Origin of the sequence: Sphingomonas sp. EC-HK361 (assembly GCF_902498785.1) — a bacterium.
Lineage (GTDB): Bacteria > Pseudomonadota > Alphaproteobacteria > Sphingomonadales > Sphingomonadaceae > Sphingomonas.
In genome coordinates this window covers 1,114,362-1,141,353 of the sequence record NZ_LR701493.1, presented here as the reverse complement: position 1 = coordinate 1,141,353, position 26,992 = coordinate 1,114,362, and the positions used below count along the sequence as shown (strand labels likewise).

General features: G+C 68.4%; 26 protein-coding genes and 1 pseudogene. 22 read left to right on the top strand and 5 right to left on the bottom strand.

Translation table 11 applies throughout. The features are described from left to right. Nucleotides 1-2: 2 nt before the first annotated feature. Both BOS5A_RS06890 and BOS5A_RS06885 read right to left on the bottom strand, forming a co-directional pair. Nucleotides 3-2,378, bottom strand: coding sequence for a putative bifunctional diguanylate cyclase/phosphodiesterase (locus BOS5A_RS06890; protein WP_442800504.1), 2,376 nt, complete (start codon nucleotides 2,376-2,378; stop codon nucleotides 3-5). Between the two features lie 239 nt (nucleotides 2,379-2,617). Next, nucleotides 2,618-4,372 (bottom strand): fatty acyl-AMP ligase, encoded by a 1,755-nt coding sequence (locus BOS5A_RS06885; protein ID WP_234419230.1) that lies wholly within the window; start codon nucleotides 4,370-4,372, stop codon nucleotides 2,618-2,620. 134 nt (nucleotides 4,373-4,506) lie between these two features. Here BOS5A_RS06885 and BOS5A_RS06880 point away from each other — a divergent pair, with 134 nt between their 5' ends. The 5 genes and pseudogenes from BOS5A_RS06880 to BOS5A_RS16245 form a co-directional block, all read left to right on the top strand. Then, complete coding sequence (locus BOS5A_RS06880; RefSeq protein WP_151954393.1) at nucleotides 4,507-5,058, top strand: regulatory protein RecX; 552 nt, start codon at nucleotides 4,507-4,509, stop codon at nucleotides 5,056-5,058. A 71-nt stretch (nucleotides 5,059-5,129) separates the two neighbouring features. Continuing rightward, nucleotides 5,130-5,708: a cold-shock protein gene (locus tag BOS5A_RS06875; protein WP_151954392.1), complete on the top strand. Its 579-nt coding sequence runs from the start codon at nucleotides 5,130-5,132 to the stop codon at nucleotides 5,706-5,708. A 1-nt stretch (nucleotide 5,709) separates the two neighbouring features. Beyond that, complete coding sequence (locus BOS5A_RS06870; RefSeq protein ID WP_151954391.1) at nucleotides 5,710-6,189, top strand: DUF192 domain-containing protein; 480 nt, start codon at nucleotides 5,710-5,712, stop codon at nucleotides 6,187-6,189. Between the two features lie 73 nt (nucleotides 6,190-6,262). Beyond that, nucleotides 6,263-6,655 (top strand): NADH:ubiquinone oxidoreductase subunit NDUFA12, encoded by a 393-nt coding sequence (locus tag BOS5A_RS06865; RefSeq protein WP_151954390.1) that lies wholly within the window; start codon nucleotides 6,263-6,265, stop codon nucleotides 6,653-6,655. Next, nucleotides 6,652-7,089 (top strand): annotated as a pseudogene (locus BOS5A_RS16245) (DUF2155 domain-containing protein); the annotation flags it as partial. The gene BOS5A_RS06865 and the pseudogene BOS5A_RS16245, both read left to right, overlap by 4 nt. 35 nt (nucleotides 7,090-7,124) lie before the next feature. Here the strand turns inward: BOS5A_RS16245 and aat are convergent. The 3 genes from aat to BOS5A_RS06845 form a co-directional block, all read right to left on the bottom strand. Further along, the gene (gene aat, locus BOS5A_RS06855) at nucleotides 7,125-7,808 is read right to left on the bottom strand and encodes a leucyl/phenylalanyl-tRNA--protein transferase (protein WP_234419258.1); all 684 of its coding nucleotides are present in this window, start codon (nucleotides 7,806-7,808) and stop codon (nucleotides 7,125-7,127) included. Between the two features lie 71 nt (nucleotides 7,809-7,879). Further along, on the bottom strand, nucleotides 7,880-8,593 hold the full coding sequence (locus BOS5A_RS06850; RefSeq protein ID WP_151954388.1) for a ParA family protein: 714 nt from the start codon (nucleotides 8,591-8,593) through the stop codon (nucleotides 7,880-7,882). Nucleotides 8,594-8,699: 106 nt separating this feature from the next. After that, a complete protein-coding gene (locus BOS5A_RS06845) occupies nucleotides 8,700-9,086 on the bottom strand; it encodes a hypothetical protein (RefSeq protein ID WP_151954387.1) in 387 nt (128 codons plus the stop codon). Nucleotides 9,087-9,228: 142 nt separating this feature from the next. Between BOS5A_RS06845 and BOS5A_RS06840 the strand changes: the two genes are divergently transcribed. The 17 genes from BOS5A_RS06840 (at nucleotide 9,229) to BOS5A_RS06765 (ending at nucleotide 26,981) form a co-directional block, all read left to right on the top strand. Then, nucleotides 9,229-10,209, top strand: coding sequence for a cysteine synthase A (locus tag BOS5A_RS06840; RefSeq protein ID WP_151954386.1), 981 nt, complete (start codon nucleotides 9,229-9,231; stop codon nucleotides 10,207-10,209). Between the two features lie 47 nt (nucleotides 10,210-10,256). Further along, nucleotides 10,257-10,595: a hypothetical protein gene (locus BOS5A_RS06835; RefSeq protein ID WP_151954385.1), complete on the top strand. Its 339-nt coding sequence runs from the start codon at nucleotides 10,257-10,259 to the stop codon at nucleotides 10,593-10,595. Between the two features lie 297 nt (nucleotides 10,596-10,892). Then, nucleotides 10,893-11,396 carry a division/cell wall cluster transcriptional repressor MraZ gene (locus tag BOS5A_RS06830; protein WP_151954384.1) on the top strand — a complete coding sequence of 168 codons (504 nt, stop codon included), beginning with the start codon at nucleotides 10,893-10,895 and terminating at the stop codon, nucleotides 11,394-11,396. Further along, complete coding sequence (gene rsmH, locus BOS5A_RS06825; RefSeq protein WP_151954383.1) at nucleotides 11,393-12,358, top strand: 16S rRNA (cytosine(1402)-N(4))-methyltransferase RsmH; 966 nt, start codon at nucleotides 11,393-11,395, stop codon at nucleotides 12,356-12,358. Before BOS5A_RS06830 ends, rsmH begins: the two co-directional genes overlap by 4 nt. Then, nucleotides 12,355-13,041, top strand: coding sequence for a hypothetical protein (locus BOS5A_RS06820; protein WP_151954382.1), 687 nt, complete (start codon nucleotides 12,355-12,357; stop codon nucleotides 13,039-13,041). The genes rsmH and BOS5A_RS06820 overlap by 4 nt, the downstream gene beginning before the upstream one ends. After that, nucleotides 13,038-14,753, top strand: a complete 1,716-nt coding sequence (locus tag BOS5A_RS06815) for a peptidoglycan D,D-transpeptidase FtsI family protein (RefSeq protein WP_151954381.1) — start codon at nucleotides 13,038-13,040, stop codon at nucleotides 14,751-14,753. The genes BOS5A_RS06820 and BOS5A_RS06815 overlap by 4 nt, the downstream gene beginning before the upstream one ends. A 10-nt stretch (nucleotides 14,754-14,763) precedes the next feature. After that, nucleotides 14,764-16,179 (top strand): UDP-N-acetylmuramoyl-L-alanyl-D-glutamate--2,6-diaminopimelate ligase, encoded by a 1,416-nt coding sequence (locus tag BOS5A_RS06810; protein ID WP_151954380.1) that lies wholly within the window; start codon nucleotides 14,764-14,766, stop codon nucleotides 16,177-16,179. Further along, on the top strand, nucleotides 16,176-16,310 hold the full coding sequence (locus tag BOS5A_RS16225; protein ID WP_267903816.1) for a hypothetical protein: 135 nt from the start codon (nucleotides 16,176-16,178) through the stop codon (nucleotides 16,308-16,310). The genes BOS5A_RS06810 and BOS5A_RS16225 overlap by 4 nt, the downstream gene beginning before the upstream one ends. Before the next feature lies 1 nt (nucleotide 16,311). Next, nucleotides 16,312-17,688 carry a UDP-N-acetylmuramoyl-tripeptide--D-alanyl-D-alanine ligase gene (locus tag BOS5A_RS06805; RefSeq protein ID WP_151954379.1) on the top strand — a complete coding sequence of 459 codons (1,377 nt, stop codon included), beginning with the start codon at nucleotides 16,312-16,314 and terminating at the stop codon, nucleotides 17,686-17,688. Then, nucleotides 17,688-18,758 carry a phospho-N-acetylmuramoyl-pentapeptide-transferase gene (gene mraY, locus BOS5A_RS06800; protein WP_151954378.1) on the top strand — a complete coding sequence of 357 codons (1,071 nt, stop codon included), beginning with the start codon at nucleotides 17,688-17,690 and terminating at the stop codon, nucleotides 18,756-18,758. Before BOS5A_RS06805 ends, mraY begins: the two co-directional genes overlap by 1 nt. Then, a complete protein-coding gene (murD, locus tag BOS5A_RS06795) occupies nucleotides 18,755-20,056 on the top strand; it encodes a UDP-N-acetylmuramoyl-L-alanine--D-glutamate ligase (RefSeq protein ID WP_151954377.1) in 1,302 nt (433 codons plus the stop codon). The genes mraY and murD overlap by 4 nt, the downstream gene beginning before the upstream one ends. Next, entirely contained in the window at nucleotides 20,053-21,279 is a 1,227-nt protein-coding gene (locus tag BOS5A_RS06790; protein ID WP_151954376.1) for an FtsW/RodA/SpoVE family cell cycle protein, read from the top strand. The genes murD and BOS5A_RS06790 overlap by 4 nt, the downstream gene beginning before the upstream one ends. After that, nucleotides 21,276-22,421, top strand: a complete 1,146-nt coding sequence (gene murG / locus BOS5A_RS06785) for an undecaprenyldiphospho-muramoylpentapeptide beta-N-acetylglucosaminyltransferase (protein WP_151954375.1) — start codon at nucleotides 21,276-21,278, stop codon at nucleotides 22,419-22,421. The genes BOS5A_RS06790 and murG overlap by 4 nt, the downstream gene beginning before the upstream one ends. Before the next feature lie 142 nt (nucleotides 22,422-22,563). Then, nucleotides 22,564-23,994 (top strand): UDP-N-acetylmuramate--L-alanine ligase, encoded by a 1,431-nt coding sequence (gene murC / locus BOS5A_RS06780; RefSeq protein WP_151954374.1) that lies wholly within the window; start codon nucleotides 22,564-22,566, stop codon nucleotides 23,992-23,994. Beyond that, nucleotides 23,991-24,953 carry a UDP-N-acetylmuramate dehydrogenase gene (gene murB, locus BOS5A_RS06775; RefSeq protein ID WP_151954373.1) on the top strand — a complete coding sequence of 321 codons (963 nt, stop codon included), beginning with the start codon at nucleotides 23,991-23,993 and terminating at the stop codon, nucleotides 24,951-24,953. Before murC ends, murB begins: the two co-directional genes overlap by 4 nt. A gap of 130 nt (nucleotides 24,954-25,083) precedes the next feature. Continuing rightward, nucleotides 25,084-26,034 (top strand): D-alanine--D-alanine ligase, encoded by a 951-nt coding sequence (locus tag BOS5A_RS06770; RefSeq protein WP_151954372.1) that lies wholly within the window; start codon nucleotides 25,084-25,086, stop codon nucleotides 26,032-26,034. After that, nucleotides 26,031-26,981 carry a cell division protein FtsQ/DivIB gene (locus tag BOS5A_RS06765; protein ID WP_151954371.1) on the top strand — a complete coding sequence of 317 codons (951 nt, stop codon included), beginning with the start codon at nucleotides 26,031-26,033 and terminating at the stop codon, nucleotides 26,979-26,981. The genes BOS5A_RS06770 and BOS5A_RS06765 overlap by 4 nt, the downstream gene beginning before the upstream one ends. The last annotated feature ends 11 nt before the right edge of the window (nucleotides 26,982-26,992 follow it).

Genomic DNA, 26,992 nt, shown 5'->3' with positions numbered 1-26,992 from the left:
GCTCAGGCCGCAACCGATTCGGCGGCGCTGCGCACCGCGATCGCACGGGCTTCTTCGACGGGGAGGGGGCGGCCGAAATAATACCCCTGCACCTTGTCGCAGCCGAGATCGCGGATCATCGCCAGTTCCGCCTCGTTTTCGACGCCTTCGGCGGTGGTTTTCATGCCGAGGCTGGAGGCGAGCGCGACGACCGCGCGGATGATCGCCACCGCCTCGCGCACGCCCTTCGAGGCCGCCTGCACGAAGCTGCGATCGACCTTGATCGTCGAAAAGCGCGTGCGCGAGAGGTAGCCGAGCGAGGAATAGCCGGTGCCGAAATCATCGAGGCTGAGCCGCACGCCAAGGTCAAGCACGCGCTCCAGCGTGCGCGTGGCGGCAGGCCCTTCGCGCATGAAGACCGATTCGGTGACCTCCAGCTCAAGCCGTCCGGGAGCGAGTCCGGTCTGGCTGAGCGCGGAGGTGACGATGGCCAGGAAATTCGCATGATGAAGCTGTTCGGGCGAGATGTTCACCGCGATGCGAATGTGTCCCGGCCAGCACGCGGCCTCCGCGCAGGCCGTGCGCAGGACCCATTCGCCGATCGCGCCGATCAACCGCGCTTCTTCCGCCAGCGGGACGAATTTCGCAGGCGAGATCGGCCCGAGCTCGGGGTGGGTCCAGCGGAGCAGCGCCTCGAACCCGGTCAGCTTGCCGGTGTTGCCATCGACGACGGGCTGGTAGGCGAGGTGCATCTCGCCGTTCTGCAACGCCTGGCGGAGCGCCATTTCGAGGACACGGCGCTCCTCCGCCTCGACGTGAAGCTGCGGCTCATAGGCATGCGCGACCCCGCCGCCGGCGTCCTTCGACCGGTAAAGCGCAAGATCGGCGGAGCGGACGAGCGTTTCCGCGGTGCGCCCGTCACGCGGGCTCGTCGCGATGCCGACCGAGCAGCCGATGTGCAGCGTGTGGTGATCGAGCTCATAGGGGCGTGACAGCACTTCGATGATGCGGCGCGCCAGATGCTCGACGCGGCCCGCATCGCTCGCGTCGCGCACGACGACCGCGAATTCGTCGCCGCCCAGCCGCCCGATGATCTCGGTTTCGGTCATCAGCTGGCCGAGCCGTTCGGAGACGCGGCCGAGCAGCCGGTCACCGATCGGGTGGCCGAGCGTGTCGTTGACCGCCTTGAACCGGTCGAGGTCGATCATCATGAACGCACAGCGCGAGTTCCACGCCTCCGCATCGTCGAGCGCGCGGGCGAGCGTTTCGTTGATATGGAGACGGTTGGGCAGACCGGTCAGCGTGTCGAACCGCGCCATGCGATTGATCTTGTCGGTGGATTCGCGCTGTTCCGTCACGTCGGAGCCGACCCCGCGAAACCCGATAAACACGCCGTCGTCGTCATGGCGCGGCGATGCGGCGATCTGCCACCAGCGCTGCTCGCCCTGGACGGTGACGGGAAGCGTGAGGTCGCGAAAGCTCTCGCGCTGCTTCAGTCGTTCGGCAAGATCGCGCAGCCCGTCCGACACCTCGCCGCTTTCCCAGCTGGGGCCGGCAAGGACCTGAAGGAAGGCCATGCCCTCGATCGAAACCGGATCGAGCCCCAACGCATAGGCGAAGCGCGGCGATGCGCGCACGACCCGGCGCGCGGCATCGGTTTCCCAGAGCCAGTCAGCGGCCTTGTCCTCGAACTCGCGCAGCAACAGGCTGACCGTCTCGTTCCGCTCGCCAAGCGCGATGTCGCTGGCGCGCAGCAGGATCAGCGCGCGGGCGCGGGTCAGGCAGGTGACGATCAGCAGACCGGTGAACAGCGCGACGCCGCCGGCCGCGGTATAGTGACCTTCCAGAATGAGGTGCACGACCACCGAGAGGCCGACGCCGCCGATCGCGATCAGCGTCGCGAACGCCAGCGGCGCAAGGGTCAACGCGGTCGTAATGCCGAGAATCGCGAGGACGAGGCCAACCCCGCCGGTCGCATTAGCCGGGAGATGCGGGCAGATGAAGAGCGGCACCACCGACCACACGCCGCCAAGCGCCGCGCCGTCGATCGCGGTGCGGCGCACGTCATCGACCTGCGCATAGGTATCGGCGCGGTGGGGAGAAGCGAGGCGGCGAATCGCAAAGAGTGTCGCGACCAGCGTCAGCGCGGCGCCCCACATGCCGAGCTCCCAGCGCGGCAGATACGGGGACGCGAGCACGATCGTGGTGGCGCCGGCGGCAAGATTCGCGGCGAGCAGGAAAAGCGCCGACTGGCGCGCGGCGTGCAGCTGGCTCGCGCGAATCCGGCTCCATTCCAGCCGGTCCTCGCCTTCGCGGACCCCGATCGCGGTCGGGAAATCGACGAGGATCGGACCCTCGCTGACGGGGGCGTTGGGCTTGCTGACGAGTTTCTGCGACACGGCCGGGTGGATAGCCGGCAAGTCGTTAGCGGTTGGTTGCCAACCGCCGCGATTCGCGTCCGAAATCGCAAAATGTCGTGCTAGGTGCCGCGCTGCCTTGGAGCGAAGGACAGCTGGCTGGAATCACCGCCTCCGTCGTTTCGAGCGAAGTCGCGAAACGCTGGACTGCGCCTGGAAACGTTTCTCGACTGCGCTCGAAACGAACGGGAAGATCAAATTAGTTCGAAAACGTTCTAACCTTACGCGGCTAGATCGTACGGCTTGATCTCGCCCGCGAGATAGAGGTTGCGTGCCTTTGCCCGGCTGAGCTTGCCCGAAGAGGTGCGCGGCAGGGTGCGCGGCGGGATCAGCTCGATCACGCAGTTCATGCCGGTGACGGAGCGGACGCGCTCGCGAATCTCGTCGCGCAGGCGAACGCGCTCGGCCTCGTCGGAACTGCGGCACTGGACGAGGACGGCGGGGGTTTCCTCGCCGCCGGGCGTGGTGATCGCAAAGGCTGCGATATCGCCCGCCTTGAAGCCGGGCAGCTGCTCGACCGCCCATTCGATGTCCTGCGGCCAGTGGTTGCGGCCGTTGACGATGATCATGTCCTTGGCGCGGCCGACGATGTAGAGATAGCCGTCCGACATATAGCCCATGTCGCCGGTATCGAGCCAGGTGCCGGCGCCGGCGGGATCGGGGGCCATGCAGGCCGCGGTCGCCGCGTCGTCGCGGAAATAGCCGACCATCACCGACGGCCCCGCGCACCAGACCTTGCCGATCGCGCGTTCGGGGAGCGGCGTGCCGTCCTCCTCGCGGATTTCGACCTTCATATCACGGACGGGCTTGCCGCAATTGACGATCGCGCGGAAGCGCTGCGGGCGATCCTGCCCCGCTTCGACGCCAGAAAGCTGCGTTTCCTCGACCAGCTCGACGCGGATGCCTTCGCCTGGGGGCATGATCGTCACCGCAAGCGTCGCCTCGGCCAGGCCGTAGCTCGGCAGGAACGCGGACGCCTTGAACCCGGCCTCGGCAAAGGCGTCGACGAACGCCTGCATCACATCGGGGCGAATCATGTCGGCGCCGTTGCCGGCCACCCGCCAGCGCGAGAGGTCGAACCGGTCGGACGCCTTGGTCACCGACGAGATGCGGCGCGCGCAGATGTCGTAGCCGAAGGTCGGCGAATAGCTGAGCGTCGTGCCCGGATTTCGCGAAATCATGTCGAGCCACGCGAGCGGGCGCCGCGCGAAATCCTCGGTCTTGAGATAATCGGTCGAAACCTGGTTGGCGACCGGCGACAGGAAGCAGCCGACCAGCCCCATGTCGTGATACCACGGAAGCCAGGAAACGCAGCGATCGGTGCCGTCGATCTCCATCCCGTGGCTGTGCGCCGCGAGGTTGTTGAGGAGCGCGCGGTGGGTGATCGCGACGCCGTGGGGGAAGCGCGTCGATCCGCTGGAATATTGCAGATAGGCGATATCGTCGGCGGTCGCCTGCGGCAGCGGCGTCTCAAGCGCAGGGCGCGAGAGCAGATCGGCCCAGTCGATGCCTTGCGCGCCGACCGCCTGCGCGGCGGCGCCGGCCATCTCGCCGAGTTCGGGCGGATAGATGAGCATCGTCGGGTCGCAGCTGGAAAGCTGGACGCGCAGCTGCTCGATATAGCTGTCGCGCCCGCCGAACGAGGTCGGCAGCGGCAGCGGCACGGGCCAGGCGCCGGCATAGACGACGCCGAAGAACAGCGCGGCGAACTCGGCGCTCGTCTCGGCGACCAGCGCGACGCGGTCCTCGGGCTTTACCCCGGACGCGATCAGCCGGTAGGCGGCGGCCAGCGCGTCGCCGCGCAGTTCGGCAAAGGGATAGGGTCGCGCGAGGTTGCCGCGCGCGTCGTGGAAATTCAGCCCGCGCTCCCCGCGTGCGGCATAATCCAGCGCCTCGCCGAGCGTGTCGAAATCGGCGAACCGACGCGGCAGCGCATCGACGCTGGGCGTCGCGGCCATCTGGGTGTCGCTCGTCATCGTTCTTCGCTTCCCGTTCTTCATCGTCGCGGGTTGGCCCCGCCTGAGGTCAGAGATACAGCTCTGCCCGATCCTGGCGTTCAAAATCCGATCCCAGTGTGGCACAATGATGGCGTAACGATCGGGATGGCGCGATGACACGAAACCGCAAGCCCGGCCGCGCGGCCCCACCGCCGCTCGACGCGGCGGCGCTGGAGCGGCTGGCGCTGCGCTATGTCGAGCGGTTCGCGACGAGCCGCGCGAAGCTGGCCGACTATCTGCGCCGCAAGATCCGCGAGCGGGGATGGGAGGGCGAGGCCGCCGATCCCGATGCGCTCGCCGCGCGGCTGGCGGAACTGGGCTATATCGACGACCGCGCCTTTGCCGAAGCGCGCGCGCGCAGTCTCGGGCGGCGCGGACTGGGCGCGCGGCGGGTGCAGGACGCGTGGCGGCAGGCAGGAATCGAGGCGCAGGATACCGCGGCGATCCGCCCGGACGTCGACGAGCGCGCCGCCGAGACCGCGCTCGCCTTTGCCCGGCGCAAGCGGATCGGGCCGTTCGCGCTTGCAGCATCCGATCGCCCGCGGCGGGAAAAGCAGCTCGCCGCGATGCTGCGTGCCGGCCACGGCTTCGCGATCGCCCGCGCGATCGTCGATGCGCCGCCCGGTGCGTCGACCGAAGACATCGCGGCCGAATTCGCCGCCTGACTATTGTGCCCCATAACCCTTGTGCGGCGCGTCAGTTTTGCTAGCGTTCCCGCCTTCCGGGGGAATTAGGTATGCGTGCCGATCCGCAGCGTGACGCGGAATTACGTGAGGAGGCGACCGCGACCGGGCAGGCACCGGTCGAGGATGGCTTTCGCGTGGAGGGCACGCTGAAGTGGTTCGACGTGACCCGCGGCTTCGGCTTCCTTGTTCCCGATACCGGCGATATCGGCGACGTGCTGGTGCATTTCTCGATCCTCCAGCCACTTGGCCGGCGCAGCCTGCCCGAGGGTGCGCGCATGGTCGTCGATGCGGTGCGGCGGGACCGGGGCTACCAGGCGCGCAGCGTCCTCGACCTCGATCTGACGACCGCGGTCGCAGCGCCGCCGGAGCGCGAGCGTGCGCAGCGCAACGATCCATCCGCGCTGATCGACCAGGCCGGCCCGTGGGAGCCGGTCGCGGTGAAGTGGTTCAACCGGCTGAAAGGTTATGGCTTCCTCGTCCGCCCCGATGATTCGGGCGACGTCTTCGTGCATATGGAAACGCTGCGGCGCGGCGGCGTGATGGAGGTCGAGCCCGAACAGCCGCTGCGCGCGCGGATCGTCGACGGCAACAAGGGGCCGCTGGCGGTGCAGGTCGAGGAGGTGCTCTGACATGAGGACGGCGTGGCTGACGCTGGCGCTGGCGGTGCTTGCGATCCCGGCGGCCTGCGCGCGCGGGGGCGACGCGACGGCGGCCGACGCGCCGGCGGGCACCATCGCGCTGACGATCACGAGCAGCAACGGCGCGCATGTGTTCCACGTCGAGGTCGCGAAGACGGAGGCGGCGCAGGCCAGGGGGCTGATGTATCGCACCGACATCCCGAAGGATGGCGGGATGCTGTTCCACCCCTATCCGCCCGCTGGCGGTGGGCTGCGCGAGGCGAGCTTCTGGATGAAGAACACGCCGAGTCCGCTCGACATCCTCTTCATCCGCGCCGACCGCACGATCGCGCGCATCGCCGAGAATACCGTGCCGTTTTCGGAAACGCCGATCCCGTCGGGCGAGCCGGTGGCGGCGGTGCTCGAGATCAATGGCGGTCGCGCCGCCGAACTCGGCATCGCGGAAGGCGACAAGGTGGCCTGGGGGAAGTAGGCGGCGCGGCGAGGGTGCGCGGCGTGACGAGCGGTTGAAGCCGCCGCGGCTTGCGGCTAAGCGCTGGGCCACAATGGCACTCAACCTCAATCCGTTCACCTGGTGGACCGGCGCCACCTTCGGCACCTGGATGGGCCTGCGCGGCAAGCGTCAGGTCGGCTCGGACGATCTCGGCAACCTGTATTACGAAGGCGGCAGCGACACCGCGGGGCGTCCGCGCCGCTGGGTGATCTATGCCGGCTCCAACGACGCGAGCCGGATCGCGCCCGAATGGTTCAGCTGGATGCACCATCAGGTCGATGAGGTGCCCGACCGGTCGATGCCGCCGCGCCGCACTTGGCAGAAGCCTGCGGTCCCCAACATGACCGGCACCGCGCTCGCCTATCGGCCGGCCGGTGCGCTCGAAAAGGGCGGCAGGCGCGCCGCCGCGACAGGCGATTACGAGGCGTGGACGCCCGACGCATGAACCGCGCCCTGGCGATCGGCGTCGCCGCGGTGGTCGCGGCCGCCGGGGTCGGCACCTGGATCGCCACCCGCACCGACTCGCCCGCGCCGCGCACGGCCGCATCCAGCCAGGCTGTCCCCGACGCGCAGCCCGCAGCGCCCGCTGGCGATGTCGTGTCGGTCGATAGCGACAACCCGGTCGTCGATGCCGGGACGACGCCGATGGCCGAGCGCACCGCGGTGATCGGCTGGCTCAACAAGCGCAACGGCGTCTCGCGCAACGTGCCGATGAAGGTCGGGCAGGCGGTGCGGATGGGCGATACGATCATACGGCTGCGCGCCTGCGAGCGCACCGCGCCGTGGGAGCAGCAGCAACTGACCGGCGCGTTCGTCCAGCTCGACGTGCACGGGATCGACCAGCACTGGCGGCGGGTCTTCTCGGGCTGGCTCTACAAGGAACGCCCGTCGCTCAACGTCGTGCAGAACGCGGTCTATGACGTCTGGGTCAAGAGCTGCACGATGAAATTCCCCGAGACCGGCCCCGATACCGAGCAGGTCGGCGTGTCGCCGGCGCCGAGCCGGTCGAGCGCGCCGAATGCGGCGGCGCCCGACGATGCGGATGCGACCGCGCCGGCCGCGACCGCGACGCCGTCGATCCCCGATACGGCGGAACCGAGCAACGCCTTGTAGTCTTCGCGCGAAACCTCGACGGCGCCGAGCGTCGCGAGGTGTTCGGTCATGAACTGGCAATCGAGCAGCGAGAAGCCGCCGACCTTCAATCGCGCGACGAGCCAGGCGAGCGCGACCTTGGACGCATCGGTCGCGCGGCTGACCATGCTTTCCCCGAAAAAGGCCCGCCCGAGCGCCAGGCCGTAAAGCCCGCCGACGAGCCGGTCGCCGTCCCAGCATTCCACCGAATGCGCAAAGCCGCGCGCATGGAGATCGAGGAAGACCTGCTCGATCGTCGTGTTGATCCACGTCTCCGGCCGGTCCTCGGCGGATTCGGCGCACAGCGCGATCACGTCGGCAAAGGCGGTGTCGGCGGTCACCCGGAAGCGATCCGAGGCGATCCGCTTCGCAAGGCTGCGTGAGAGGTGGAAGCCGCCGAGCGGCAGGACGGCGCGGCGGCGCGGCTCGACCCAATAGACGCCGCCCGCATCGCGGCTGTCCGCCATCGGGAACACCCCCACCGCATAGGCGCCGAGCACCAGGGCGGGATCGAGCGTCTCGGGCGCGACGGGGGCTCTCACCCGGCGAGCCGCTGCTCGATATGGCGCCACAGATCGGCAAAGGCGGTCGCGGCGGGGCTGGCCCGCGCGTAAGTGCCGATCGGCGCCCGGCGATCCGCCATCTGCTCGACCGCGCTCGCCATCGGGATGACCGGCCAGGCCGGATGCGCGGTGAGCGCGGCGCGGTGCAATGCACGCCTGCGATCGACCATGACGAAGACCGGCAGGATCGGGCGCCGCGCGCCGACATGATCGGTGACCGCGGCATAGGCGCGCGCGGACAGCGGCGACGGGATGACGGGGACGACGATCAGGTCGGCGCTGCGGATCGCCTGATCGGCGGTGTCGCCGAGTCCGGGGGGGCAATCGAGAATGACGCGATCATGATCGCGCGCGGCCGATTCGACGAGCTTGCGCAGCCGCTTCTTGCGATCGAGTTCGTGAAACTGCCGGTCGAGATCACGCAGCGACGCGTCAGCCGCGATGAGATCGAGCCGCGCGACGGCGGTGGGCTGGACGAGCTTGGCCGGATCGACGTCTTTCTGGAACAGCGCGCTTGCCGGCTGGCGGGCGGGGCCGGCGTGGAGCATCCAGCTTGCCGCCCCTTGCGCATCGAGGTCCCAGAGCAAGGTGCGGCGCGCCGACAGCGATGCGGCGCACCAGGCGAGGTTGACCGCAAGCGTCGTCTTCCCGACGCCGCCCTTCAGACTGTAGATCGCGATGGTCGCCATGACGCGCGGAATCTGGCCTGTGCGGCGCGGGGTGGCAAGCCGCGGGCAAAGAAAAACGGCCGGCGAGCGTCTCGCCGGCCGTCGTTGGAATGTCGTCAGGCTGCGATCACGCCTTGCAGGTGAGCGAGTCCTTGCCCGGCTGTTCGAGCGTGATGTTGCTGGTGTTGCCGGTCAGCTTCCAGCCGCCATCGGCGACATAGGCTTCGCCGGCGGCTGGCGCCTTCAGCGTCGTCGGCGTGCCGTCCTTCTTCGTCTTCACGAAGACCTGCTTGTCGCCGTCGAAGAAGGTGACGTAGACGAGGCTGTTGTCCTTGCAACGCATCGTCTTGTCGGCCTTGATCGCGGGCGGCAGCTCGACAGGGGCTGCGTTGGCGAGCTGGGTCGCCATCGGATCGGGATTGCTGTCCACGACCTCGGGGCTTTTGGGTTGTGAGTTGCATGCCGCAAGTGCGAACAGCAGGGCGGCGGGGGCGAGGAACAGGGGGCTCTTCATAGCGCCCTGACGCTTCGCGCATGCACAAGGTTCCGTCAAGCGCGATCCGCAGGCCGGTGTTCCAGCGGCGTGTGGTGAAACTTGCGCGCGGCCAAGCGATGGTCGCTTGCCGCCAGCGCCGCGGTATCCCTATCTTTGGGCCATGCAGATCACCCCCGACACGCTATCGCTCATTGGCAACACGCCGCTCGTCCGGCTGAACGGGCCGAGTGCTGCGGCCTGCTGCGAGATTTTCGGCAAGTGCGAATATGCCAATCCGGGCGCGTCGGTGAAGGACCGCGCGGCGCTGTTCATCGTCGAGGATGCCGAGGCGCGGGGCGCGTTGCAGCCCGGCGGGACGATCGTCGAGGGGACGGCGGGCAATACCGGCATTGGCCTTGCGCTCGTCGCCAACGCCAAGGGCTATCGCACCGTCATCGTGATGCCCGAGACGCAGAGCCGCGAGAAGATGGATACGCTGCGCGCACTCGGCGCGGAGCTCGTCCTCGTGCCGGCGGCGGCCTATTCGAACCCCTGCCACTTCGTCCACACCTCGCGCCGGATCGCGGAGGAGACGCCGGGGGCGGTCTGGGCGAACCAGTTCGACAATATCGCGAACCGCCGTGCGCATATCGTCGGCACGGCCGAGGAGATCTGGCAGCAGATGGAAGGGCGGATCGATGGCTTCACCTGCGCGGTCGGCACCGGGGGAACGCTGGCGGGGGTGGGGCTCGGGCTGAAGGCGCATGACGAGCGCGTGACCATCGCGCTCACTGATCCGCACGGCGCGGCGCTTTATGAGTATTACGCGCATGGCGAGCTGAAATCGGAAGGGTCGTCGGTCGCGGAAGGGATCGGGCAGGGGCGGATCACCGCCAATCTGGACGGTGCGCCGATCGATACCCAGTTCCGGATTTCCGACGACGAAGGCTGGTACTGGGTCGAGCGGCTGCTTCGCGAGGAGGGGCTGTGCCTGGGTCTGTCGTCCGGGATCAACGTCGCGGGTGCCATCGCGCTGGGGCGGCAGATCGGCGGGGGCAGCCGTGTCGCGACGATCCTGTGCGACACGGGATTCCGTTATCTTTCAACGCTTCACAACCCACAGTGGCGTGCGACGAAGGGGCTTGGACCGGCGACGGATTGAGCGAAATTCGACAACATCGCGACGAAGCGCTACAGACGCCCGACGGGATGAAGACAGTCGCACCCCCGAAGGAACGGTCGCGTGAACAGGCGACGCAGCGCGTCAAGGTCGGCATGGTCGGCCTTGCGGCGGTGATGCTGCTCATCGGACTCGCCAGCGCGATCTTCTCGACCGTGAATACCGAACGCCCGGTCACCGCGGTGGGGGCTTCGCGATCCGATGTCGTCGCGAACCTCGTCGCCGAGAATGATACCGCGCCGACGACGGGCACGAACGAGCCGCTTGCCGAGCTGGGCGTGGCCCCCGCGGTTGATGCGGCGGCGGTAGAGGCCAATGCGGCCGCCCCGATCACGCCGCCGCCCGTCCGCCCGACCGTGCACCGCTGATCGCGCCGCGACTCACACCATGATTTCCCCGAAATTCCCCGTGCCAAACGTTGCGCGCGCCGGTTTCGGCGCCGGCGCGGGCGTCCGGCTGTGGCGGTTCGCCGGATCAGGACCCCCGATCTAAGGGCCTATCCCCTAATTTCCCCAAAAATCCCTTTGCATCCCCGATGCGCCCCTGATACCTAATCAGCGGACGTAGAGGGGCAGACTCGCCATTTCCCGAATCCGGGCAGTCCGAGGTGACGCAAGTCGCTTTCGGGGAGTGTTGAGTCGTGCGCGCCGCAGTGCGAGGTTGGCGTGTCGAACAGAGGACGGTATCTCGGGAGTGGCATCGGCCTTGTCGACGACAAGGGCCGCGTCGCCATCCCTGCGCCGCTTCGTTCCACCCTCATCGCCAATTCCCCGGTCAGCGAAGGCAAGGGCGGCGGCACCATCATCATTGGTGCGCACCAGAAGGAGCGCTGCCTGGTCGCGTTCGATCCGGGTTATCTCGACCGGTTGGCGGACGATCTCGATGCGCGCGAAAAGGCGCACCCCGCCGACGACGGCGAGTTCGACTACAACATCAAGCGCAAGGGCGGCCTGGGCGCGGAGGCGACGCCGTTCGATGCGAGCGGGCGCTTCATCATGCCCGGCTTCCCGCGCTTTCATGCCGAGATCGCCGGCTACGCCTTCTTCTGGGGCGCGGTCGACACGATCGAGATCTGGAACCCGGCGATCCTGTTCGAAACGCCGGGCATCCCCGCCGTGATGGTCTCGGCCTGCCGCTATCACCTCGCCGAAAAGAAGGTGGTGCTGTGAGCGGCGGCGCGAAATCCCCGCATGTCCCCGTCCTGCTGGGCGAAGTGATCGACGCGCTCGCCATTGCCCCCGGCGAATGCCATATCGACGCGACCTTCGGCGCGGGCGGCTACACGCGGGCGATGCTGGCGAAAGGCGCGCGCGTCGTCGCCTTCGATCGTGATCCGGATGCGATTGCGAACGGCCGTGCGCTCGAAGACGCGGAAGCCGGTCTGACGCTGGTCGCCGCCGACTTTTCCGCCATGGCGCCGGAACTCGAGGCGCGGGGCGCCGTCCCCGTCGACGGCGTGACGATGGATATCGGCGTGTCGTCGATGCAGCTCGACCAGGCGGAGCGCGGCTTCTCGTTTCAGGGTGACGGCCCGCTCGACATGCGGATGAGCCAGTCGGGCGAGAGCGCGGCGGACTTCCTCAATACCGCCGATGAAGCCGCGATCGCCGACGTGCTCTACCAATATGGCGAGGAGCCGCGTTCGCGCCGGGTCGCCAAGGCGATCGTCGCGGCGCGCCCGCTGTCGCGCACCGGGGAACTGGCAACGGTGGTGCGCAAGGCGCTGGGCCACAAGCCGCACGACAAGAAGGACCCGGCGACGCGGACCTTCCAGGCGATCCGCATCCATGTGAACCGCGAGCTGGACGAGCTGGCGCAAGGGCTGGAAGCGGCGGAGCGCGTGCTGAAGCCCGGCGGGCGGCTGGCGGTCGTCACTTTCCACAGCCTCGAGGACCGGATGGTGAAGCGGTTCCTGCGCGAGCGGTCGGGGAACGTCCCTGCAGGATCGCGCCACCGGCCGGCGGCGAACGACGTGCGCGAGCCGAGCTTCGAAATCTTGGGCCGCGCGGTGCGTGCGAGCGAGGCGGAGATCGCGGCCAACCCGCGGGCGCGCTCGGCGACGCTCAGAACGGCCAGGCGCACCGCAGCGCCGGCCTGGTCAACAGTTGCGGCAGTGGAGGCGTTACGATGACGGCGGCCTATCGGTTGAAGGGTCTGGGCTGGATGGGCGGCGTGACGATGGTCGCGCTGGCCTTCTACCTCGTGTCGTTGCAGGTCGCCTCGGAGCGCAAGCATCTGGAAAGCATGAACCGCCAGATCGCCGGCGCCCAGCGCGACATTCGCGCGCTGGAAACGGAGTTCGATACGCGCGCGAACCTCGCGCAGCTCGAGCGGTGGAACGGCGATACGCTGGCGCTCGTCGCGCCGACCGCCGGCCAGTTCGTGCGTGACGAGGCGCAGCTCGCCGCGATCAGCTTCGACGGCACGCCGGCAACCGCAGGCTCCGCCGGTCAGGTCCAGACCGCGCAGCTGATCGTTCCCTCGCTGTCCGGCTACGCACTGGCGGCGATCACCCCGGCCGTCATCGAAACCGCCTCCACCACGCGTTCACCAGCTCCGGCAGTCCTTCAGGTCGCGAAGGCAAAGGAAGAGCACGCGCCGCAAGACCGGCCCGCCACGACACCCGCGCTGACGCGGATCGCGGCGATCACGAAGCCGGCGGCGGCTGCGATGCCCGGAAGCGGAGCGGCGTCCAAGCGCCGCGTCGAACTGCGCAAGGCCGAGGCGATGGCGATGCTCGACCGCAGCCTGCTCAGCGATTCGACGCTGGGCGATCTGCTGAGCGGTGCGCGCACGGAGCGCCGCTCGCGTTGACCGCGCTCGTCGCCCGTCCCGTCCGCGTCCAGCGGCTGAACGAGAAGCGCCAATCCCTGCTGGCGACGGCGCACATGCGCCTGATGATCCTGATGCTGCTGTTCGCCGCCGGCGTGACCGTCGTCGTCGGGCGGCTGGCGATGCTGGCGATCTTCGATGCGCCGGGCGCGCGGAGCAATTTGCTGGGCGCGGTGCCGCGCGGCGATATCGTCGATCGCAACGGCCAGCCGCTCGCGCGCACGATCGATGCGTGGACGATCGGCGTCCATCCGGAGAAGCTGATCGGCGACCCAAGCGACATCGCGCAGAAACTCGCCGACCTGATGCCCGAGCACCGCGACCAGGCTTGGTTCTATAGCCAGCTCACGAAGAAGGTGCCGTTCACCTATCTCCAGCGCCGTGCGTCGCCGTCGCTTGTCGAAGCGGTGAACGCGATCGGCGAGCCGGGGATCGTGTTCGAGCGCGAGACGCAGCGGCTCTATCCGCAATCGACGATGGCGGCGCACGCGCTGGGGTTTCTGTCCACCGACGGGCGGGGGATGAGCGGGATGGAGCGCGTGCTCGACGAGCGGCTGCGCGATCCCGCATCGACGGGTCAGCCGGTCGCGCTGTCGATCGACACCCGCGTCCAGGCGGCGATGGAGAGCGAGCTCGGCCGCGCGATGACGACCTTTTCGGCGCGCGGCGGCGGCGGGATCATCCTCGACGTGGCGACGGGCGAGGTCATCGCGATGGTTTCGCTGCCCAATTTCAACCCCAACCGGGTCGGCAAGTCGGGCACCGAGCAGCTGCGCAACATCACGACGCAAAGCGTGTTCGAGCTCGGCTCGACCTTCAAGCCGATCACGATGGCGACCGCGCTCGACACCGGCGTCGTCACGTCGATGACCCGGCGCTTCGATGCGACGCATCCGCTCCAGGTCGGGCGGTTCACCATCCATGACGAGCGCGGCGACCCGAAGCGCTGGCTCAACATGGCGGAAACGCTCATCTACTCCTCCAACGTCGCGACCGCGCGCGTCGCCGACGAGATCGGGCCGCAGCGGATGCAGGCCATGTTCAACAAGTTGGGCTTCGGGACGAAGCCCGATATCGAGCTTCGCGAAAAGGGCCGTCCGCTCTGGCCGACCTATTGGGCGCGCACGACGACGATGACGACGGCGTACGGCCACGGCATCGCGGTGACGCCGCTCCATCTGGCAAGCGCCTATGCCGCGCTCGTCAATGGCGGCATCTGGCGGCCGGCGACGCTGATGAAGCTGCAGCCCGGGCACGCGCCTGCCGGGCGCCGCGTCATCAGCCCGGCGACGAGCGCGCGGATGCGGCAGTTCCTGCGGCTGATCGTGCTGCGCGGCACTGGTCGCAAGGGCGATGCGCCGGGCTACCGCGTTGGCGGCAAGACGGGCACGGCGGAGGCGGCGGTCGCCGGCGGCTATGACCATTCGCGCAACGTCGCGACCTTTGCCGCCGCCTTCCCCATGGACGCGCCGCGCTATGTCGTTCTCGCGATGCTCGATTCACCGCAAGGAACGAAGGAAACCGGCGGGTGGAAGACCGCCGCGTGGAACGCCGCGCCGGTCGTCGGCCGCACGATCGCGCGGGTCGGCGCGATGCTGGGCGTCGTGCCCGATGCGAACCGCGACATCGACGTGTCGGACCTGACCCCGACGCTGTATGAAGAGGGCGGCGCCGAGCCGGTCGACGGGCAATGAGCGAGGCAGCATGAGGCTGGGCGCGCTCACCGGCGGCGGCGAGGCGGTCCAGGTGACCGGGTTTGCGATCGATCACCGAAAGGTCGCGCCGGGCACGATCTTCGGCGCCTTCGAAGGGCTGCGCGTCAACGGCGAGGATTATATCGACGCCGCGGTCGCCAGCGGCGCGGTCGCCGTCGTGGCGCGGCCCGGTGCGCGCGTGACGGGCGCCGTCCACATCGCCGACAGCAATCCGCGCGAGTGTTTCGCAAAGCTCGCGGCGAGGTTCTTCGCACCATTCCCGGCGACGTCGGTCGCGGTCACGGGCACTAACGGCAAGACGTCCACCGTTGAGATGACGCGCCAGCTGTGGCGGATGGCGGGGTTCCATGCCGCTTCCGTTGGCACGCTCGGCGTGACGACGGCGGACGACCGGGTGTCGACCGGGCTAACCACCCCCGATGTCGTGACCTTTTTGTCGAACGCCGCCGGTCTTGCGCGTGAGGGCGTGACCCATCTGGCGTTCGAGGCGTCGAGCCACGGGCTGAGCCAATACCGCACCGAGGGCATCCGGGTGCAGGCGGCAGCGTTCACCAACCTCAGCCGCGATCATCTCGACTATCACGGCGACATGGCGGCGTATTTCACCGCGAAGCTGCGGCTGTTCTCCGAGGTGCTCGCCGATGACGGCGTGTCGGTGGTGTGGGCGGACGATCCGCAGGCCGACCGCGTGATCGATCTCGCGCACGCGCGTGGCAACCGGCTGATGACGGTGGGCGAGCATGGCGAGGCGCTGCGTCTTGTCGGGCGCGATCCGACGCTGCTGGGGCAGGGGCTGACTATTGAGGCGGACGGCCAAACCCACAGGGTCACACTGCCGCTGATCGGCGCGTATCAGGCAGCGAACGCGCTGGTTTCAGCCGCACTCGTCATCGCCACGGGCGGCGATACGGCCCAGACGCTCGCCAATCTGGCGCGGTTGCAGCCGGTCCGCGGGCGGCTGGAACGCGCGGTCATCACGAAAACGGGCGCGCCGGTCTATGTCGATTACGCGCACACCCCCGACGCGCTGGAGGCGGCGATCGCGGCGCTGAAGCCGCATGTCGCGGGGCGGCTGATCCTGGTCTTCGGCGCAGGCGGCGACCGCGACACCGGTAAACGCGCGCCGATGGGCAAGGTCGCGGCCGGGCAGGCGGACGTGGTCATCGTGACGGACGACAACCCGCGGACCGAGGATGCCGCCGCGATCCGCGCCACGGTGATGGAAGGCGCTGTCGGTGCAACCGAGATCGGAGACCGGCGCGCGGCGATCGGGGCAGCGATCGCGATGGCGGGTGCAGAAGATATCGTGCTGGTGGCCGGCAAGGGCCATGAGCAGGGACAGATCGTGGGCGAGCTGGTGCTGCCCTTCGATGACGTGACTGTAGCAAGGGAGATGGCAGCGTGAAGCGTAAGATCACGATCCCGAACCGGCCGATCGCCGCGACGGATGCAACCCAGCGGCCGCGCGAACGCAAGAAGCTGAGCCTCAATTTCGGCGGCGGCGCAGCGACCGCACAGGGAGCCGCGGGGCATTGAGGTGACGCGCGCGCTCTGGACCTCTGACGAAATCGCCCGGGCGGTGGGCGGGGTGGCGTCGGGCGCGTTCGAAGCGTCCGGCGTCACCTTCGATTCGCGCGAGGTCGACGCGGGCGATCTGTTCGTCGCGATGACGGGGGAGGCGACCGACGGCCACCGCTTCGTCGAACAGGCGTTCGCTGCGGGAGCCGCCGGCGCGCTCGTCTCGCGCCAGGTCGATGGCCCGCATGTGCTGGTCGTAGACACGTTTGCGGCCCTCGAGGCGCTGGGCCGAGCCGCTCGGACGCGCACTGACGCGACGATCATCGGGGTAACGGGCTCGGTCGGCAAGACCGGGACGAAGGAAGCGCTGTATGCGGCGCTGGAGCGCGGCGCGCACGACCGCGTGCACCGGTCGGTCAAGAGCTACAACAACCATACGGGCGTGCCGCTGAGCCTCGCACGGATGCCGGCGGATACCCGCTTCGGCGTGTTCGAAATGGGAATGAACCATGCCGGCGAACTCGCGCATCTGACGACGCTGGTCCGCCCGCATGTCGCCGTCGTGACCACGATCGCGCCGGCGCATACCGAATTCTTTCCCGACGAAAGCGCGATCGCCGATGCCAAGGGCGAAATCTTCCGCGGCCTGGAGCCGGGCGGCACCGCGATCGTGCCGTTCGACAGCCCGCACCGCGACCGGCTGATCGCCGCGGCGGCACCCCATGCGGCACGCACGGTAACGTTCGGACTCGGCAAGGGCGCCGATGTCCGCGCGGTCGAGACGATGCGCCACGCGCGCGGCGGCACGTTCGTCACCGCAAGGCTGCGCACCGCGGAGCTGAGCTTCACCATCGCGCATCCGGGCGATCACTGGGTGTCGAACGCGCTGGCGGTGCTGGCCGCGGTCGAGGCGGCGGGCGGCGATCTGGCGCTTGCCGGCCTTGCGCTCGCCGATCTCGGCGGGCTTGCGGGGCGCGGCGCGCGGCGCACGATTACGCTTGCTGGCGGCGGCGAGGCGCTGCTGATCGACGAAAGCTACAACGCCAATCCGGCATCGATGCGTGCGACGCTTTCCGTCCTTGGCGAGGAGCAGGGGCGCCACGTCGCCATTCTCGGTGAAATGAAGGAGCTGGGCACGCAGAGCGCCGCCTTCCACGCTGATCTCGCCGAGCCGATCCTTGCAGCACGCGTCGAGCTGGCGCTGCTGGTCGGCGAACCGATGGCGGCGCTTGCCACCGCGCTTGAGGGGCGCGTCGATTTCGTCCATGTGGCCGACGCCGCGGCGGCGCTGGAGCAGGCAAGGACCCTGCTGGCGCCAGGCGACGCGGTGCTCGTCAAGGGATCGAACGGAGTCGGGCTCGCGCGTGTTGTCGCGGGACTGGCGGGGAATTCATAATGCTTTACCTGCTGGCCGCCCATCTCGGCTTTCCCGGCCTTCTCAATCTCATCCGCTACCAGTCGTTCCGTACCGGCTCGGCGGTGGCGACGGCGCTCCTGATCGGCCTCATCATCGGGCCGAAGTTCATCGGCTGGCTGCGCATCCGGCAGGGCAAGGGCCAGCCGATCCGTGCGGACGGCCCGCAGACGCACCTCGCCAAGGTCGGCACACCGACGATGGGCGGCCTCATGATCCTGACGAGCATGTCGCTGTCGATCCTGATCTGGATGGACCTGTCGAACCCGTTCGTCTGGGCGTGCATGTTCGTGACGCTCGGCTTCGGCGCGATCGGCTTCCTCGACGATTATGACAAGGTCCGCAAAGCCTCGACCGCTGGGGTTTCGGGCCGCACCCGCCTCCTTCTGGAATTCCTGATCGCGGGAATCGCGGCGTGGATCATCTGCCAGGAGAACGGCACGCACCTCTATCTGCCGTTCACCAACCGGATGTATCTGGAGCTCGGCTGGTTCTTCCCGGTATTCGCCGCCTTCACGATCGTGGCGTTCGGCAATGCGGTGAACCTGACCGATGGCCTCGACGGGCTGGCGACGATGCCGGTCATTATCGCCAGCGTCGCGTTCATGCTGATCGTCTACCTCGCCGGCAATGTGAAGTTCGCCGATTATCTCGGCATCCCGCATGTGCCGCGGGCGGGCGAGCTGGCGATTTTCTGCGGCGCGGTGGTCGGCGCGGGGCTCGGTTTCCTGTGGTATAATGCGCCGCCGGCCGCGGTGTTCATGGGCGATACCGGCAGCCTCGCGCTCGGCGGGGCGCTCGGCACGATCGCGGTCGTCGCGCACCATGAGATCGTGCTGGGCATCATCGGCGGGTTGTTCGTGGTCGAGGCGATGAGCGTCATCATCCAAGTGTTTTTCTACAAACGCACCGGCAAACGCGTGTTCCGCATGGCGCCGATCCACCACCATTTCGAACAGCTCGGCTGGAGCGAGCCGACCGTCGTGATCCGCTTCTGGATCATCGCGCTGGTGCTGGCGCTGGCCGGGCTTTCGACGTTGAAGCTGCGGTGATCGTCGCACGCGCTTGGGCGGGAGAGCGCTATGCGGTGCTGGGGCTGGCGCGTTCCGGCGCGGCGACGGTGCGCGCCTTGCTTGCGGCTGATGTAGAGGTGGTCGCCTGGGACACGGATGACGCCAGACGTGACGAAATCCGCGATCCGGATGCCCGTTGGCTGACGATCGAAGATGTTGGGACGTGGCACAACCTTGACGAAATCGATGCACTCGTTGTGTCCCCCGGCGTACCGCTCAACACCCACCCGCTAGCCCATGCCGCGCGTGCGGCCGGCGTACCGATCATCGGCGATATTCAGCTCTTTGCAGAGGCCCGCGCCGAACTCCCCGCACACAAGGTCGTCGGCATCACCGGCACTAACGGCAAGTCGACGACGACGGCACTCGTCACTCACATCCTGAAGACCTCCGGCGTGCCCGCGCTGATGGGCGGCAATATCGGGCTCCCGATCCTCGCCCAGGACCCGCTACCAGAGGGCGGCGTCTATGTGCTGGAATTGTCGAGCTACCAGATCGACCTGACCCAGACGTTGGACTGCGAGGTCGCGGTGCTGCTGAACCTGACCCCCGATCACCTCGATCGTTATGACGGTTTCGCGGGCTACGCGGCGTCGAAGGCGCGGTTGTTCGCGATGCAGTCGGCCGGGCATGACGCGGTGATCGGCATCGGCGAGGCAGCGTCGGCGGCGATCGCGCGGAGCCTGTCGACGCGGGGCGAGCATCTGACGAAGATCGCGCCGGGCGTGTGCATGGACCAGTCGCGCTGGCCCGCGCTGCAAGGCCCGCACAATGCGCAGAACGCGCTCGCCGCGATTGCGGTCGCCAAGGCGCTCGGCGTGGGTGAAGCCGATATCGACCGGGGGCTGGAAAGCTTCACCGGCCTGCCGCACCGCATGGAAAAGGTCGGCGAGATCGGCGGCGTCGCGTTCGTGGATGACAGCAAGGCGACCAACCCGGAGAGCACTGCGCCGGCGCTGATGGCGTTCCCGCGCGTCCACTGGATCGTCGGCGGACGGGCGAAGGGCGACGATCTCGACGCGTGCCGCCCGGGCTTCGGGCATGTCGTGTGCGCCTACACCATCGGCGAGGCGGGGCCGCGTTTCGCCGCGATCCTGCGCCATGATGTTGCTGTCGAGGAAGTGGGGACGCTGGAGGCGGCGGTGACGCAAGCGGCAAGGGCCGCTGCGCCCGGCGACGTCGTGCTGCTGTCGCCAGCGGCGGCGTCCTTCGACCAGTTTCGCGATTACGAGCATCGGGGTGCGGCCTTCCGCGCGGCCGTGGGGGCACTGGCATGAACGACATGGCGGCCGAACGCCGGGGCATCACCGCCAAGATCAAGGCCCGTGGCGGGCGCGGCGACCGGTCGCCATTGGGCACCTGGTTCTGGGATATCGACCGGGTGCTCCTCGTCCTGACGCTGTTCCTCATCGCGATCGGGCTGATCGCGGTCGCAGCGGCAAGCCCGGCGAGCGCGGTGCGCTATTCGGGGGAGCATCTGAAATTCACCCCGCTCTATTATTTCTGGCGTCAGGTCGTGTGGGTCGGACTCTCGCTGCCCGTGCTCTTCGGCGTTTCCATGCTCCCCGTCAACGTCGCCAAGCGCATGGCGCTGGTGGGGGCGTGCGTGTGCATTTTCCTGCTGATGCTGGTTCCCGCGATCGGGGTGCAGGTGAACGGCGCGAAGCGGTGGATCGGCTTCGGCTTTGCGCAGTTCCAGCCGTCCGAGTTCCTCAAACCCTTCTTCATCGTGACGACGGCGTGGCTCTTGTCGCTGCGCGCGCAGGACGAGAATCTGCCGGTCACGACGATCACCTTTGGGCTGACCGGGCTCGTCGCGTGCCTGATGATGCTCCAGCCCGATTTCGGGCAGACGATCGTCTTCGCGACGGTGTGGATGGTGCTCGTTGCGATCGCGGGCACGCCGGTGCGCACGATCGTGGGGCTGTTGAGCCTCGCGCCCGCCGGGCTGATCGCGGCGTATCTCTTCTATTCGACGGCGCGGAACCGGATCGATGCGTTTCTCTTTCCCGGTATCGAGGGTGAGGGCGCGTCCGACCATTTCCAGACCAACGCCGCGCACGCGACGCTGACTGCGGGCGGCTGGACGGGGACGGGGCCGGGCGGCGGGGTCGCGAAGTTCGGTCTGCCGGAAGCGCATACCGACTATATCTATTCGGTGATCGGCGAGGAGTTCGGACTCATCGCCTGCGGGGTCATCGCGTGCGTGTTCCTCGCCATCGTCGTGCGGGTCTTCGTGAAGCTGCTCGATGAAGAGGACCCGTTCAAGCTCCTCGCCGCCGCGGGCCTCGCCACCCAGTTCGGCGCGCAGGCGCTGATCTCGATGGCGGTCAACACCGGCCTTGCGCCGTCCAAGGGGATGACGCTGCCGTTCATCAGCTATGGCGGATCGTCGATGATCGCGCTGTCGATCGGAATGGGGTTGCTGCTGGCGTTCACCCGGCGCAATCCGTTCCTCATGCGCAGTCCCTATGTCGCCCGCTGGAGCCCGTCTGCATGACGCGCGCCCGTCACTTCGTTCTCGCCGCCGGGGGCACCGGCGGTCACATGGTGCCCGCCGCCGCGCTTGCCGCGGAGCTGACCAGGCGCGGCCACCGTGTCGCTTTGGTGTCGGATGCGCGCGGGGTGCGCTTTCCGGGCCTGTTCGACGATATCCAGACGCATGTCCTGCCGGCCGAGCGCTTCGCCGGCGGTCCGCTCGGCTGGCTGCGTGCCGCACGCGAGATGCGGCGCGGACGCGCGATGGCGCGCGAGCTGTATCGCACGTTCAAGCCGGCGGCGGTCATCGGCTTCGGCGGCTACCCCGCCTATCCCGCGCTGTCGGCGGCGTTTGCCGAGAAGATCCCGACCGCGATCCACGAGCAGAACGCCGTGCTCGGCCGTGTCAACCGGCTCGTCGCGGGCAAGGTCGACGCGATCGCGACCTCCTATGCCGAGACGCAGCGGCTGAAGCCCGCGCATGCCGACAAGGCGCATCTGATCGGCAACCCGGTGCGCGCGGCGGTGCTGGCGTTGCGAGCCAAGCCCTATCCGCTGCTTGAGGAAGAGGGCATCTTTCGCGTCCTCGTCACCGGCGGCAGCCAGGGCGCTAGCGTGTTGAGCCAGGTGGTGCCCGAAGGTCTGTCGATGCTGCCGGTCGCGTTTCGCCGGCGCTTGCAGGTGACGCATCAGGCGCGGATCGAGGATATCGACGCCGCGCGCGCCAAATATGCCGAGCTGGATATCGCTGCCGACCTTGCGACCTATCTGCCCGATCTGCCCGAGCAGCTGGGCTGGGCGCATATCGTCATCGCGCGTGCAGGTGCATCGACAATTGCGGAACTGACCGCGGCGGGGCGTCCCGCGATCCTCGTGCCGCTGCCGTCTGCGACCGACGATCACCAGACCGCGAACGCGCGCGAGATGACGCAGGCGGGCGGGGCGCGGACGATCGCACAAGGACAATTCACCCCCGGCGAGCTGGCGAAGCAAATGCAGAAGCTTGGGCTCGACCCGGCGGCGCTGGAAAATGCCGCAGGACGGGCGAAGGCGTGCGGTCGGCCGAATGCCGCGAGCGATCTTGCCGATCTGGTCGAAAGCCTGGACGCGCCCCTCGCGCGGCTGCCGGTCGGCGTGCCACAGGTAAAGGAGGCGTTCGCGTGAGGGGGGGCGCTAATTCCTCCCCTGTAAGGGGAGGGGGACCATTGCGCAGCAATGGTGGTGGGGTGTCTCCCTTATCGATAGGACGACACCCCTCCGTCAGGCTTCCGGCCTGCCACCTCCCCTTCCAGGGGAGGAAAAGACTGTGAAAGGCGTCGCGACGGATATCGGGACGATTCACTTCATCGGCATCGGCGGGATCGGCATGTCCGGCATCGCCGAGGTGATGAAGAATCTCGGCTATAGCGTGCAGGGCTCCGACGTGGCGGAAGGCTATGTCGTCGAGGGGCTGCGCGCGAAGGGCATTCCCGTCGCGATCGGGCACGACGCGGCGAACCTCAGCGAAGCCGCGGTCGTCGTCACCTCGACCGCGATCAAGCGCGGCAATCCGGAGGTCGAGGCGGCGCTCGAACGGCGTATTCCCGTCGTCCGCCGCGCCGAGATGCTTGCGGAGCTGATGCGGCTGAAATCGACCGTCGCGGTGGCGGGCACGCACGGGAAGACGACGACGACGTCGATGGTCGCGGCGCTGCTCGATGCGGGCGGGGTCGATCCGACCGTCATCAATGGCGGGATCATCAACCAGTATGGCTCGAACGCGCGGCTGGGCGACAGCGACTGGATGGTCGTCGAGGCGGACGAGAGCGACGGCAGCTTCCTGCGGCTCGACGGCACGATCGCGGTCGTCACCAATATCGATCCCGAACATCTCGATCATTACGGCAGCTTCGAGCGGGTGAAGGATGCGTTCGTCGAGTTTGTCGAGAACGTGCCCTTCTACGGCGCGGCGCTGCTGTGTCTCGATCACGCCGAGGTGCAGTCGATCCTGCCGCGGGTGCGCGACCGGCGGGTCGTGACCTATGGCTTTTCGGCGCAGGCCGACGTGCGCGGGGTGAATGTGACCCCGGTCGCGGGGGGCAACCGGTTCGAGACGATCGTGCGGAGCCGCGACGGGACGGTGCGGTCGATCGAGGGAATCGAGCTGCCGATGCCGGGGCGGCACAACGTACAGAATGCGCTCGCCGCGATCGGCGTGGCGCTGGAGCTCGGCATCGACGATGCCACGATCCAGAAGGGTTTCGGCCAGTTCGGCGGGGTGAAACGGCGCTTCACCAAGGTCGGCGAGGTCGCGGTGGCTCAAGATCTTGGGGGTGGTTCGGCCACGATCATCGACGATTACGGCCACCACCCGGTGGAGGTCCGCGCGGTGCTGGCGGCGGCGCGGGAAAGCGCGGCAGGTCGCGTGATCGCGGTCGTCCAGCCGCACCGCTATTCGCGACTGGGCAATCTGATGGAGGAGTTCCAGACCGCGTTCAACGACGCGGATGTGGTCTATGTGACGCCAGTCTATGCCGCGGGGGAGACGCCGGTCGAGGGTATCGATGCCGACGCGCTGGTCGAGGGATTGAAGCGGCGTGGGCATCGATCGGCGGCGACGATCGACAGTGCCGAAGCGCTTGCAGATGCGCTGGCGGGAGGCTTGCGCGCTGGCGATCAGGTCGTGTGCCTGGGGGCGGGCGACATTACGAAGTGGGCGGCGGGGCTTGCCGACGCGATCCGGAGCCGGGCACCGTGAGCCTTGAGGCCACCAATTGTGTCCCCGCGAAGGCGGGGACCCAGTCTGGGCTCCCGCCTTCGCGGGAGCACAACGCGGGTTCGCGTCCTGAAGGCCGGCTTACCCCGCAAGCCCCCCTCGCGCCGCTCGTCTGGTTCAAGGCCGGCGGTGCGGCTGAGTGGCTGTTCGAGCCCAAGGACGCCGAAGACCTCGCCGCCTTCCTGCGTGATCTCGACCCGACGGTGCCGGTGATGGCGCTGGGACTCGGCTCGAACCTCATCGTCCGCGATGGGGGCGTGCCCGGCGTTATCGTTCGGCTGGGAAAGGCGTTTGCGAGGGTCGAGGCGATCGATGCGGTGACGCTGCGCTGCGGCGGCGGGGCGAGCGGCATTCTCGTGTCCTCGACCGCGCGCGATGCGGGGATTGCGGGGGTCGAGTTCCTGCGCTCGATTCCCGGCACGGTCGGCGGGTTCGTGCGCATGAACGGCGGCGCTTATGGCCGCGAGACTGCCGAGATCCTGGTCGAGTGCGAGGTCGTGCTGCGCTCCGGCAAGCGGCGGGTGCTGGCGGCGAGCGATCTGAACTACACCTATCGCCACAGCGAACTGCCGGAGGGGGCGATCGTCGTCAGCGCGACGTTTCGCGGGCAGCCGGGCGAGCCGGCGGTGATCAAGGCGGAAATGGACCGGATCGCGGCCGAGCGCGAGGCGTCGCAGCCGCTGCGTTCGCGCACCGGCGGATCGACCTTCAAGAACCCGGACGGGTACAAGGCCTGGGCGCTGATCGACGCCGCCGGGTGCCGCGGTCTGCGGCGCGGCGATGCGCAGGTCAGTGAAAAACATTGCAATTTCCTGCTGAACCTTGGGGGCGCGACGAGCGCGGATATCGAGGCACTGGGCGAAGAGGTGCGGGCGAAGGTGAAGGCGCATTCGGGGGTGACGCTCGAATGGGAAATCCAGCGCGTGGGGGCGGCCAAGTGACGTCTTTCCCCTCGCCTACCCCGGCGAAGGCCGGGGTCCAGACTCGACGCGAAGCGTCGATCAGCGCACTTTCGTGCGCATTTTCTGCTTTGGGCTGGACCCCGGCCTTCGCCGGGGTAGGGGCGGCTCTATGACGGATACCCTCAACATCGCCGTGCTGATGGGCGGCTGGTCCGCCGAACGCGAAGTCTCGCTGATGTCGGGCGCCGGCGTCGCCGATGCGCTGGCGTCGCTCGGCCATCAGGTCACGCGGATCGACATGGGGCATGACGTCGCGTCGCGGCTGGCGGAGGCAAAGCCCGATCTCGTCTTCAACGCGCTCCACGGCACCCCCGGGGAGGACGGTTCGGTGCAGGGGATGCTCGACCTGATGGGCGTGCCCTACACCCATTCGGGCATGGTCGCGTCGGTCATCGCGATCGACAAGGTGCTGACCAAGCAGGCGCTCGTCCCCCACGGCATCCCGATGCCCGGCGGGCGCGTCGTCAGGTCGGCCGACCTGTTCGAGGGCGATCCGATGGCGCGGCCCTATGTGCTGAAGCCTGTGAACGAAGGGTCCTCGGTCGGCATCGCGATCGTCACCGCGGACGGCAATTACGGGTCGCCGATCGGGCGCGACGTGGTGGGGCCGTGGCAGGAGTTCGAGGAGTTGCTGGCCGAGCCCTATGTCCGCGGGCGCGAGCTGACGACGGCGGTGCTCGGGGACCACGCGTTGGGCGTCACCGAACTCCGACCGAAGAGCGGCTTCTACGACTATGACGCCAAATATACCGAAGGGATGACCGACCACATCTTTCCGGCAGAAATTCCCGATGCGATCACCCAGGCGTGCATGGCCTATGCGGTCGAGGCGCACCGGCTGTTGGGGTGTAAAGGTTGCAGCCGCGCCGATTTCCGCTGGGATGACGAGCGCGGCGTGGACGGGCTGTTCCTGCTGGAGGTCAACACCCAGCCGGGGATGACGCCGCTCAGCCTCGTCCCCGAACAGGCGCGACATACGGGGATGAGCTATCCAGAATTGGTCCGGCAAATCGTCGACGAGGCGCTGCGCGACGGCGCGATGACGAGGGCGCGCGGATGAGCCGGACGATCCGCCGCGGCGCGCCGCCCCGACGCCCCGCCAACCAGCGCCCGCGCCGCAAGGTGAAGAAGGCGTCGCTCGGCGACCGCATCCTGGCGAAGCTGCCGATCACCGAGACGGGTCTCAAACGCGCGGTGACGTGGACGTTGCTGGGTGCGGGTGGGGTCGCGGTCGTGGCCGCGGCGGCTTGGGTCGGGATACCGGGCATGGCCGGGACCGCGGTTGCGGAAGGCGTCGGCCGCGCCGGCTTCCGGGTCGAGCAGATCGAGATCACCGGGCTGAAGCGGATGGACCGGATGACGGTCTATGCCGTCGCGCTGGATCAACAGAGCCGCGCGATGCCGCTCGTCGATCTGGAAGGCGTGCGGCAGAATCTGCTGCGCTATGGCTGGATCGCCGATGCGCATGTGTCGCGCCGGCTGCCCGACAAGCTGCTGGTCGATATCGTCGAGCGCCAGCCGGCGGCGATCTGGCAGAATGAGGGGCAGTTGACGCTGATCGACAAGGAAGGCGTGCTGCTGGCGCCGGTCGATGCGGCGTCGATGCCGAACCTGCCGCTCGTCATCGGCCCCGGCGCCGACAAGCAGGAGGCGGGGTATCAGAAGCTGCTCGCCGCAGCGCCTGCGCTCAAGCCGCGCGTGAAGGCGGCGGCATGGGTCGGGGATCGGCGCTGGGATCTGACCTTCGACACCGGCGAGACGCTGGCGCTGCCGCAGGACGGCGCGGAGGCGGCGCTCGTCAAGTTCGCGCAGCTCGATGGCGCGCGGCCGCTGCTCGGCAAGGGTTGGCTGCGTTTCGACCTGCGCGATCCGACCCGGCTCGTCGCGCGCAAGCCGGGGCAGGACACGCAGCACAGGATCCCCGATGACGGGGCGAGCATCGGCACGGGAACGAACGGCGCGCCGTCGATGACGGCGGGGGCGGGGAACAGCCCGCAAGAGGGCTAATAGGGGAAATG